The following is a 10284-nucleotide window of genomic DNA, read 5'->3' as shown; positions in this document are numbered from 1 at the left end:
GCGCCTCGACCGCACCCGCGCGCGGCTGACGCCCCCGGGCGCGGGCCCATCGGCGCAGGCCCACCGGCGCAGGCCGAGCCGTGCGGGCCGACCCGCGCCTCCTCCACCGGGGACCCGTCGACGACGGGGTCTTGCGCAGGTGGCGGCACGTGGGTTACGTTCTCCGCAGACGCCGATGTTATCGACAACATCCACCGAACATCGTTCGACGTCCCGAGCACGCGCGGGACGACGTCGGCGGTCGCCACCGCAGCCGACACACACGAACGGGTCAACGATGACTTCTGCTCCACGCCACTCCGGGGTGCTCTTCGGAGCCGCCTACTACGCCGAGTACCAGCAGGCGGGCACCCTCGACCGCGACCTCGACCTGATGGTCGAGGCGGGCTTCACGGTGATCCGCGTGGGCGAGTCGGTCTGGTCGACGTGGGAGCCGCGCGAGGGCGAGTTCGACCTCGACTGGCTTCAGCCCGTGCTCGACGGCGCCCACGCCCGCGGCATCGCGGTGGTGCTCGGCACGCCGACCTACGCGGTGCCGCCGTGGCTGCAGGTGCGCCACCCCGAGATCGCCGCCGAGCGGACGACCGGCGTCCGCGCCGGCTGGGGCGCCCGACAGGAGATGGACCAGAGCCACCCCGCCTACCGCTTCTACGCCGAGCGCGTCGTCCGCAAGGTCGTCGAGCGCTACGCGCAGCACCCCGCCGTGATCGGTTGGCAGGTCGACAACGAGCCCGGCAACGAGCGCCCGCGCAACGACCAGGTCTTCGACCGCTTCGTGGCCTGGCTGCAGCGCAAGTACGGCACCGTCGAGCGCCTCGACGAGGAGTGGGGCCTGGTCTACTGGTCGCACCGGCTGACCGAGTGGTCGCAGCTCTGGCGTCCCGACGGCAACGTCCAGCCGCAGTACGACCTCGAGTGGCGGCGATTCCAGGGCGAGCTGGCCGACGAGCTGATCGCCTGGCAGGCCGACGTCGTCCGCGAGTACGCCCGCGACGACCAGTTCGTCACCACCTGCATCTCGTACTCGCGCCCGCAGGTCGCCGACGAGCGGCTCGTCGAGAGCCTCGACGTCACCGCCGGGAACCCGTACTACAAGATGCAGGACGGCCTGACGCTCGGCGTCGAGGTGCCCCGCGAGGCCGGCTGGTGGCACACCGGCGTCTGGGCCCTGCAGCAGTGGGGCGACCGGGCGTTCTCGTCGGCGCAGGCGCCCTTCCTCGTCACCGAGACCAACGCGCAGTCGATCGGCGGCCCCTGGCAGAACCACCCGCCGTTCGACGGGCAGATCAAGCAGGCCGCGCTCGCGCTCGTCTCCCGCGGTGCCCGCATGGTCGAGTACTGGCACTGGCACACGCTGCACTTCGGCGTCGAGACGTACTGGGGCGGCGTGCTTCCGCACAGCCAGCGTCCCGGTCGCATCCACCGCGAGGTCTCGGCCCTGGGCGCCACGCTCAAGGCGGTCGGCGGCGCGGTCGACGGCCTCGAGCCCGACGCCGACGTGCTGATGCTCTGGTCGACCGAGACCAAGTGGTCGTTCGAGACGTACCCGCCGCTGGCCCTGCCCGACGGCACCCCCGACCCGGAGTCGTACCTCCACCTGTTCGACGCGCACTACCGCGGGCTCGCCGAGGCGGGCGTGCAGGTGCGCATCCAGCACGTGACGCAGTTCCTCGCCGCCGACCCGGCCGAGCTGGCCGCGACGCACCCCGTGCTCGTCGTTCCGGCGCTGTACGTCGTCGACGACGCCACGCTCACCGCGCTCACCGCGTACGCCGAGGCGGGCGGCCACCTGGTGGTCGGCATCCGCACGGCCTACGGCGACGAGCTCGCCCGCGCCCGCCGCGACCCGGCACCCGCCCGGCTCTCGGGCCCCGCGGGGGTCTGGTACGAGGAGTACACCAACCTCGACCACCCCCTCGCCGTCCACGTCGCGGACGCCGGCACCGCCGAGCGCACCGACGGCACGACCGCAGGAGGCGCGGCCGCGGCCACCGAGGACGTCACCGCCCCGGCCTCCCCCGCCGACGCAGCCTTCGTCCTCGAGCCGGGCTCCGCCGGCACCCGCTGGGCCGACGTCCTGCACGTCGAGGACGCCACCGTCGTGCTGCGGGCCGCGCCGACCGAGATCGGGGCCGACGCGATGCTGACGACCCGCGCCTCCGGAGCCGGCCGCGTCAGCTACGTCGCGACCGTGCCCAACCCCGAGCTCTCGCGCTCGATCGCCCGGTGGCTCGTGCCCGCCACGGCGGCGGGCACGTGGGCGGCGACCGAGACGGTCACGGTCACCACCGGTTCACGGGCCGGAGCCCCCGGGCTCGCGTTCGTGTCGAACTGGTCGGCCCACGAGGGAACGGTCACCACGCCCTCCGCGGTGCGCGACCTCGAGACCCGGGAGGTCGTCGCCGCCGGCACCACCCTGACCCTCGCCCCGCGCGCGGCCCACGTGTACGAGCTCGTCGACGCCGACGCCTCGTAGGCGGCCCGACCCGGCCTCCCCGACCCCGGCCGCCCGACCCGCACGACGTCCCCTGCACCACGTCACTCCACCGACCCGCACCACCCCACCCCACCGACCCGCACCACGTCCCCCTGCACCACCCGATCCCCCGCACCACTCCCCCACCCCCTCGAGGAAGAACCACCATGAAGAGAAAGACCACAGCAAAGGCGCTCGTGTCACTCGCCGTCGTGTCGGCGTTCGTACTGACCGGCTGCGCCCCGTCCGGCGGAGGCGCGGGTGGTGGTGGCGACACCGCGCCCGTCTCGCAGGCCGACATCGACAAGGCCATGGACACCGACACGACCCTCACCTTCTGGACCTGGGTGCCCGACGTCCAGAAGGAGGTCGACCTGTTCGAGGCCAAGTACCCGAAGATCAAGGTCGACGTCGTCAACGTGGGCACCGGCACCGCGCAGTACCCGAAGCTGCGGACGGCCCTGAAGGCCGGCAAGGGCGCACCCGACGTCGCCCAGATCGAGTACCAGTACATCCCGTCCTTCCGCCAGACCGGCAGCCTCGTCGACCTGACCCCCTACGGAGGCGCGGACCTCGAGTCGAAGTACGTCCCGTGGGTCTGGAACCAGGTCGCGGACGACACCGGCGTCTGGTCGGTGCCGCAGGACTCGGGCCCGCTCGGCAACCTCTACCGCTCGGACATCTACGAGCAGGCGGGGCTGACGGAGGCGCCCGAGACCTGGGCCGACTTCGCGACCGACGCGCAGACGATCAAGGACAAGACCGACTCGTACATCTCGAACCTGCCCGGCAACGACCCCGGCCAGATCGTCGGGCTGTTCTGGCAGGCCGGCGCCAAGCCGTTCTCGTACGACGGCGACAAGACCGTCGGCATCGACCTCGACTCGACCGAGACGCAGAAGGTCGTCACGTTCTGGCAGGACCTGATCGACAAGGACCTCGTCTCGACCGACGCCGACTTCAACGACGCCTGGTACCAGGGCTTCTCGTCGGGCAAGTACGCCAGCTGGCAGACCGCCGCCTGGGGCCCCGTCTTCCTGCAGGGCACGGCCGCGAACACCAGCGGCAAGTGGACCGCCGCGAAGATCCCGCAGTGGAAGGCCGGCGAGGACGTCTCGGGCAACTGGGGCGGATCGAGCGACGCCGTCATCACGGGCACGCAGAACCCGATCGCCGCGGCCGAGTTCAGCAAGTTCCTGAACAGCGACCCCGAGTCGACCCTCGCCTTCGCGAACGAGCAGTTCCTGTTCCCGACGACGACCGACACCCTCTCGAGCAGCGACTTCACCGACACCGCCTCGGACTTCTACGGCGGCCAGAAGGTCAACGAGCTCTTCGCCGGCGTCTCGGACACGGTCAGCACCGACTTCCAGTGGCTGCCGTTCATGGACTACGTCTACTCGAGCTTCAACGACACGCTCGGCAAGGCGATCGCCGACCACTCCGACCTCTCCGCCGCCCTCACGGCGTGGCAGGACGACGTCACCGCCTACGCGAAGCAGCAGGGCTTCACCGTCAAGTAGCGCTCACGGGGTGCCGCCCGCCCTCGGGCGGCACCCCCTCGGCCCGGCAAGGAGCCCCATGTCCACCTCCGTCACCCCTCCTCGAGACGCGACCCGCGCCTCCTCGTCCCGTCAGCCCGCCACCCCGCGGCGCACGAGCTCGCTGCACCGACCGCAGCTCGTCGCGGCCTGGGCCCTGGCGATCCCGTTCCTGCTCGTCTTCGCGGCGATGTTCCTCGTGCCGCTCGGCTACGCGGGCTACCTGAGCACCTTCACCTCGCAGCTCGTCGGCGGGCAGGTCTTCTCGGGCCTCGCCAACTACAGCCGCGCACTGAACGACCCGAGCTTCTGGGCCGGCCTCGGGCGGGTCGCGCTGTTCCTCTTCGTGCAGGTGCCGATCATGCTCGTGATCGCCCTGTTCGTCGCCCTCGCCCTCGACACCGGCCGGGTGGCCGGCAGCAAGTTCGTCCGCCTCGCGATCTTCGTGCCGTACGCCGTGCCCGGCGTCGTCGCGACGCTGATGTGGGGCTACCTCTACGGCCGCGAGTCCGGCCTGATCGCCCAGGTGATCAGCGGAGTCGGCCTCACGCCGCCCGACCTGCTGTCGCCGCAGAACGTGCTCGGCAGCACGATGAACATCGTCAGCTGGGAGTTCATCGGCTACAACATGATCGTGCTGTACGCCGCCCTGCGCAGCGTGCCGACCGAGATGTACGAGGCCGCCGAGATCGACGGCGCCGGGCCCTGGCGGGTGGCGTGGAGCATCAAGATCCCGGCGATCCGCTCGGCGATCCTGCTGACCGTGATCTTCTCGGTGATCGGGTCGTTCCAGCTCTTCAACGAGCCCAACCTGCTCTACAGCATCGCGCCCAACGCGATCGGGTCGGACTTCACCCCGAACCTCTACGCGTACAACGTCGCGTTCAAGAACCAGGACGTCAACTACGCCGCGGCCATCGCCTTCCTGCTCGGGTTCCTCATCATGATCATCAGCTACGTGGTGCAGCTCGCCACCTCACGCAAGGAGCGACTGTCGTGACGATCGCACCCGCCCCCGTCGACACCGCCGGGGCCACGTCCGTCGACCGTCCCGTCCGCCGCCTCGAGGGCTCCGGAGGCGCGGGCAATCGCCGCCCGCGACGTCGCGTCGAGCGGTCCAAGCGCAAGACGCCGATCCTCACCGTGATCCTCTGGATCACGCTGGCGTACTTCCTGCTGCCGCTGGTCTGGCTGGCGATCCAGGCGACCAAGACCAACGGCGACATCTTCTCGACGTTCGGCCTGGCCTTCGGCCGCACCTTCGCCCTGGGCGACAACCTGGCGCAGCTGTTCACGTTCCAGGACGGCATCTTCGTGCAGTGGATGGGCAACACGGTGCTCTACGCCGTGGTCAGCTCGGTCGGTGCGGCGGTGCTCGCCACGATGTGCGGCTACTCGCTGGCCAAGTACGTCTTCAAGGGCAGGTCGTTCGTCTTCGGGCTGATCCTCGGGGCGGTCATGGTGCCGCTGACGGCGCTGGCGATCCCGACCTACCTGCTGTTCAGCGCGGCGAACCTCGTCGACACCCCGTGGGCGATCATCCTGCCGTCGCTGGTCAGCCCGTTCGGCGTCTACCTGATGCGCGTCTACGCGAGCGAGGCGGTCGACGACAGCCTGCTCGAGGCTGCCCGCATCGACGGGGCCGGCGAACTGCGGATCTTCCTGACGATCGCGTCCCGGCTGCTCGCACCGGGCATCGTCACGGTGCTGCTGTTCGCCCTGGTCTCGACCTGGAACAACTACTTCCTGCCGTTGATCATGCTGAACGACCCGTCGCTGTTCCCGGCGACGGTCGGCCTGGCGCAGTGGCAGCAGGCGGCCACCGGCGGCGGCGGCGCCCAGGTGCTGTTCTCGACCGTGCTGACCGGGTCGTTCGTGTCGATCCTGCCGCTGGTCGTGGCGTTCCTGTTCCTCCAGCGCTTCTGGCAGTCCGGCCTGAGCGCCGGCGGCGTCAAGGGGTAGCCGGTCCGACTCCCGCCCCGGCCCCCGGTTCACGGTGGAGGTCGGAGCGGGTGGGCCGTGGCCGTGGCAGCGGCGGCCCGGGAGGCGGTGGTGACGTTGAGAGGTCACCACCGCCTCCGTTCGTTCGTCCCGGCGTCAGAGGCGGGCGTGCAGGTCGGCGACGCGGGAGCGGATGTCGTCGCGGACGAGGCGCATGCGCTCCATGCCCTCGACGCCCCGCTCGGACGGTTCGTCGGTGATCCAGGTCTCGAAGCGGGTGCCGGGGACCTCGTCGACCCGCGCCTCCCGACCGAGGACGACGACCACGTCGGCGTCGCGCACCATCTGCTCGGTGAGGGCCTTGGGGTGCTCGTCGCCGAGGTCGATGCCGAGCTCGGCGAGCGACTCGACCGACTGCGCGTTGAGGTCGGTGCCGGGCGTCGTGCCGGCCGACGCGACCGTGACCTCGTCGCCGGCGAGCTCACGCATCAGCCCGGCGGCCATCTGCGACTTGCCCCCGTTCTTCTGGCAGACGAACAGGACGGAGGCGCGGGTCGGGGTCATGCGGACACCGTACCGACCCCGGGTGGCCGGGTCCCGTGCCGTCGGGACGCGCCGCCCGCCGATCCGTCGGGGGTCCCGTGTCAGGTTCGCCGGTTCCGCGACACTCCTCTAGTGAAGGGGGTGGACGTGGATCACGACACGGAAGGCGACGACGAGCTCGTCAGACGCACGGTCGGGGGTGACCAACGGGCACTGTCGGCCTTGTTCGACCGGCACGCCGCGACGGTGACCCGCTACGCGTGGGCGCTGGCCGCCACCCGGATGGACGTCGAGGAGATCGTGCAGGACACGTTCGTGACCCTCTGGAAGAAGGTCGACCAGATCGACCTGCCCGAGGACTCGCTGCTGCCCTGGTTGCTGGTCGTCTGCCGCAACCACGCCGCCAACCTGCGCCGCAAGCAGGCCCGCGCCGCCACCGACGAACTGCCCGACGACCTCGTCGCCCCGGACCACGGCGAGGAGGCGCGCGACCGGCTGCGCTGGGTCCGCGACGAGATCGACGCCCTCGGCCCGGTCGACCGGCAGATCGTCGAGCTCTGCCTCATCGAGGGGCGCCCCTACGGCGAGGCCGCCGCCCAGGTCGGCCTGAGCATCGGCGCCGTCACCCAACGCGTGTCGCGCACCCGATCGCGACTGAAGAAGAAGGCGGTGATGAACGATGAACTCTGAGCCCCCCACCGGAGACGAGCTGAACCGCATGCTCGTCACGATGAAGCAGAACGTCCTCGAACGCACCACGGAGTCCCCGCGCCGGAAGCGCAACCGGAACCTCGGCCTCGGCCTGGGCCTGGCCGCCCTGCTGGCGATCGGCGGCGGCTCGGGAGCGCTGGCACTCGGCATGCTGCCCTCGCCGTTCCAGGCGTCGGCACCGTCCACGCCGACGAGCACGCCCACCCCGACGCCGACGGTCCGGCCGACGGCGACGCCGCGGCCGACGCCGACGGTGGCGCCGGTGGTCGCACCGGTGCCGTCGGCGCCGATCGACTGCGCGACGCTGACGAACGGCATCGATCTCACGGCGTTCATCCCTGACCCCGTCTACGCTCCGGAACTGCTGCCGAAGAACTACGACCGCACGACGGAGGCCGGTCTGGCCCAGCAGGGCGTGCTCTCCTGCGTCTGGAGGTCCGAAGCCGGCTCGTACTCGAACGTCGTCGTCCGGGTGTCGAACGACGTGACGACCGGAACACGGTGGACGAGCGAGCGCCACGACGCCGGCGACTCCTCGCTGGGCCTCGGACGGTCGTCCGTGATCTCGTGCGGCACGGAAGGGAATTCGTCCTGCCGCGCCTCCGTCGTCGCGGACCCGTGGTGGATCTCGTTCTCGTTCTACGACGACTCGTCCTGGTCGTTCGATCCGTCACCCGACGCCTGGAGCGAGGACACGGCACGGGCCGACGTCTCGTCAGCCCTGCGGTCCCTCTCGACCGCTCTCGTCGGGCTGACGCCGACAGCCGCCTGGCAGCCGCCCGCCACCGACTGGGCCGACGCCACCTGCTCCGTGCTCAGCGGCGCGGACGTCCCCACCATCGTCGGTTCACCGGAACTGGTCGGCCCGGCGGAGCACACATGGACGGAGGTCGGCGACGGCATCTCCGACACGAAGGACTCGTCGGTCGACTGCCGATGGGTGTTGCCCCTCGAGGCCGGTGACCAGCCCGTGGCGGACGGCTCCTTCGGCGAGTTCCGGGTCACCATCGTCCCCGGCGGCGAATGGGCCTACGAGCCGGTCGACGACAGCGAACCCGTGTCGGTCGCCGGCGCGGACGCGGCGACCTTCGTCTGCGTCAGCTCGGAGGGCAGCTCGTGCTACGTCGACCTCCTGAGCGACGGATCGTGGCTGCAGGTCGGCTACGCGAGCGGTGCCACGCCCGAGATGAAGGGCCTGCTGGTCGCGGCCGCGGAGGCGATCGTCGCGACGCGTCCCGCGAGCTGACCCGCGCCTCCTGCGCTGCCGTGACCGAGGCACGCGACCGCAGGAGGCGCGGGTCGGCGGACCGTCAGGCGTCGAGGCGGCCGCGGGCCCGGCCGCGCACGGCCAGGATCGCGCCGCCGACCAGGGCCGAGAGGAGCGAGCCGACGAGGACGCCGACCTTGACCACGTCGTCCTGCTCGCTGCCGGCGCCGTAGGCGAGCTCGCCGACCAGGAGCGACACGGTGAACCCGATGCCGGCCACGAACGACAGCCCGAGCACGTCGCCCCAGCGCAGGCTCGGATCGAGCCGGATGCCGGGCAGCCGCGTCACGAGCAGGGACGCCCCGGTGATGCCGATCGACTTGCCGAGCACGAGCGCCACGACGATGCCGATCGCGACGCTGTCGCTCAGCGACTCGACCAGCCCGTCGAACCCGCCGACCGTCACGCCTGCCGAGAAGAACGCGAAGACGGGCACCGCCACGCCCGACGAGACCGGGCTCCAGCGCTCGGCGAAGTGGTGGGTCAGCGGGTGCCGCACCTCGTGGCCGTCGGGTCCGACGTGCGTGACGCCGGCCCGGGCCGTCGCCACCGCGGGCACGAGCAGGCCGAGCAGCACGCCCGCGATCGTGGCGTGCACCCCCGAGGCGTGCACGAGGGCCCAGGCGAGGACGCCCAGCGGGATCAGCAGCCACCACGCCCGCACCCCACGGCGGACGAGCACGGCGAACGCCGCGAGCGGCAGCAGCGCCAGCAGCAGGGGGACGAAGGCGATGCCCGCCGTGTAGAACACCGCGATGATCGTGATCGCGATCAGGTCGTCGACGACGGCGAGGGTCAACAGGAAGGTGCGCAGGGCCGGGGGCAGCCGCTTGCCGACGACGGCGATCACGGCGACGGCGAACGCGATGTCGGTCGCGGCCGGGATCGCCCACCCCTGGAGCGCGTCGGGGCCGGCTCCGAGGTTGATCAGCGTGAAGAGCAGCGCCGGCAGGGCGACCCCGCCGACCGCCGCGGCGATGGGCAGCACGGCGACCCGGGGGTCGCGCAGCGAGCCGGCGACGAACTCCTGCTTCAGCTCGAGGCCGACCACGAAGAAGAAGATCGCGAGGAGCCCGTCGGCCGCCCAGCTGCCCATGCTGAGGTTGAGGTGCAGGGCCTCGGGGCCGAACGACACGTCGCGCACGGCCGAGTAGAACGAGCCGGCCGGGCTGTTCGCCAGGACGAGCGCGAGCACGGTCGCCGCGAGCAGCAGCAGTCCGCCGGTCGTGTCGCGGCTGAGGAACCGCGAGAGCCGTGCGCCCCGGCCCTCGGCACGGGGCGCGTGGGCGGGGGCAGGAGGGGCGGGGGTCGGGTCGGTGGCGGGAGCGGCGGCCGGAGTGGGGTCGGCGGGCGTGCGGTCGGCGGGCGTGCGGTCGGTCATGGTCGTCGTCCTTCGGGAGCGTCGGCGGGCAGGGCGGGGCGTCCGCTCGACCCGTCGACGACGAGGAGCGGTGCTACGCCACGGGCGGCGGGCACCCGGCGATCTCGCCGTGGGCGTTGCTGCCCCACAGGCTCATCCAGCCGTTCGTGCCGCAGGTGCGCTTCGTCAGCACGAGCCGCTTCGGGAACGCCTGCTGCGCCGTGCGCGCCCGGCGCGGGGCGCGGGACGGGCAGGCGGGTGACGACATGCCCACCAGGATACCGCCGGGCCCCGGGGAGCGGGCCGGGCCGTCACCCACCCGCGGGTCCCACGGTGCCGGCCCGCGCCTCCTGCGCTCTCGGGGCGGGACTCCTGCGCTCTCGGGGCGGGACGCACCGCCGACCGAGCGTCGCACCGCCCACGTCGGCGGTGCGACGTTCAGTCG

General features: G+C 71.8%; 9 protein-coding genes. 6 read left to right on the top strand and 3 right to left on the bottom strand.

What is annotated here, in order from left to right; translation table 11 throughout:
- Nucleotides 1-277: 277 nt before the first annotated feature.
- From IFT36_RS13150 to IFT36_RS13135, 4 genes are all read left to right on the top strand, one after another.
- Nucleotides 278-2476: a beta-galactosidase gene (locus IFT36_RS13150; protein WP_200413354.1), complete on the top strand. Its 2199-nt coding sequence runs from the start codon at nucleotides 278-280 to the stop codon at nucleotides 2474-2476.
- A 167-nt stretch (nucleotides 2477-2643) separates the two neighbouring features.
- Nucleotides 2644-3999 (top strand): ABC transporter substrate-binding protein, encoded by a 1356-nt coding sequence (locus IFT36_RS13145; protein ID WP_056043877.1) that lies wholly within the window; start codon nucleotides 2644-2646, stop codon nucleotides 3997-3999.
- A gap of 58 nt (nucleotides 4000-4057) precedes the next feature.
- Nucleotides 4058-5017, top strand: coding sequence for a carbohydrate ABC transporter permease (locus tag IFT36_RS13140; RefSeq protein ID WP_200413353.1), 960 nt, complete (start codon nucleotides 4058-4060; stop codon nucleotides 5015-5017).
- Entirely contained in the window at nucleotides 5014-5979 is a 966-nt protein-coding gene (locus tag IFT36_RS13135; RefSeq protein ID WP_082460077.1) for a carbohydrate ABC transporter permease, read from the top strand. Before IFT36_RS13140 ends, IFT36_RS13135 begins: the two co-directional genes overlap by 4 nt.
- 135 nt (nucleotides 5980-6114) lie before the next feature.
- Here IFT36_RS13135 and IFT36_RS13130 read toward each other — a convergent pair whose 3' ends face one another.
- Nucleotides 6115-6522, bottom strand: coding sequence for an arsenate-mycothiol transferase ArsC (locus IFT36_RS13130; RefSeq protein WP_200413352.1), 408 nt, complete (start codon nucleotides 6520-6522; stop codon nucleotides 6115-6117).
- 126 nt (nucleotides 6523-6648) lie between these two features.
- On the opposite strand from IFT36_RS13130, the gene IFT36_RS13125 reads away from it, so the two are divergent.
- Nucleotides 6649-7191, top strand: a complete 543-nt coding sequence (locus IFT36_RS13125) for an RNA polymerase sigma factor (protein WP_082460151.1) — start codon at nucleotides 6649-6651, stop codon at nucleotides 7189-7191.
- Complete coding sequence (locus IFT36_RS13120) at nucleotides 7181-8458, top strand: hypothetical protein (protein ID WP_200413355.1); 1278 nt, start codon at nucleotides 7181-7183, stop codon at nucleotides 8456-8458. The genes IFT36_RS13125 and IFT36_RS13120 overlap by 11 nt, the downstream gene beginning before the upstream one ends.
- A gap of 64 nt (nucleotides 8459-8522) precedes the next feature.
- Here the strand turns inward: IFT36_RS13120 and nhaA are convergent, their stop codons facing one another.
- Together nhaA and IFT36_RS13110 are read right to left on the bottom strand one after the other, a co-directional pair.
- Complete coding sequence (gene nhaA, locus IFT36_RS13115; protein ID WP_200413351.1) at nucleotides 8523-9860, bottom strand: Na+/H+ antiporter NhaA; 1338 nt, start codon at nucleotides 9858-9860, stop codon at nucleotides 8523-8525.
- 73 nt (nucleotides 9861-9933) lie between these two features.
- On the bottom strand, nucleotides 9934-10107 hold the full coding sequence (locus IFT36_RS13110; RefSeq protein WP_157485188.1) for a hypothetical protein: 174 nt from the start codon (nucleotides 10105-10107) through the stop codon (nucleotides 9934-9936).
- Nucleotides 10108-10284: the final 177 nt, after the last annotated feature.

The sequence above is a fragment of the Frigoribacterium sp. CFBP 13605 genome (assembly GCF_014839405.1).
Lineage (GTDB): Bacteria > Actinomycetota > Actinomycetes > Actinomycetales > Microbacteriaceae > Frigoribacterium.
Note: the sequence above shows the minus strand (reverse complement) of the source record. Positions and strands in the feature narration are given on the sequence as shown.

Excerpts from the sequence above, each read along its gene's own strand:
- IFT36_RS13150 (WP_200413354.1), top strand. The coding sequence starts at position 278 with ATGACTTCTGCTCCACGCCACTCCGGGGTGCTCTTCGGAGCCGCCTAC.
- IFT36_RS13145 (WP_056043877.1), top strand. The coding sequence starts at position 2,644 with ATGAAGAGAAAGACCACAGCAAAGGCGCTCGTGTCACTCGCCGTCGTG.
- IFT36_RS13120 (WP_200413355.1), top strand. The coding sequence starts at position 7,181 with ATGAACTCTGAGCCCCCCACCGGAGACGAGCTGAACCGCATGCTCGTC.
- nhaA (WP_200413351.1), bottom strand. The coding sequence starts at position 9,860 with ATGACCGACCGCACGCCCGCCGACCGCACGCCCGCCGACCCCACTCCG.
- IFT36_RS13130 (WP_200413352.1), bottom strand. The coding sequence starts at position 6,522 with ATGACCCCGACCCGCGCCTCCGTCCTGTTCGTCTGCCAGAAGAACGGG.
- IFT36_RS13110 (WP_157485188.1), bottom strand. The coding sequence starts at position 10,107 with ATGTCGTCACCCGCCTGCCCGTCCCGCGCCCCGCGCCGGGCGCGCACG.
- IFT36_RS13140 (WP_200413353.1), top strand. The coding sequence starts at position 4,058 with ATGTCCACCTCCGTCACCCCTCCTCGAGACGCGACCCGCGCCTCCTCG.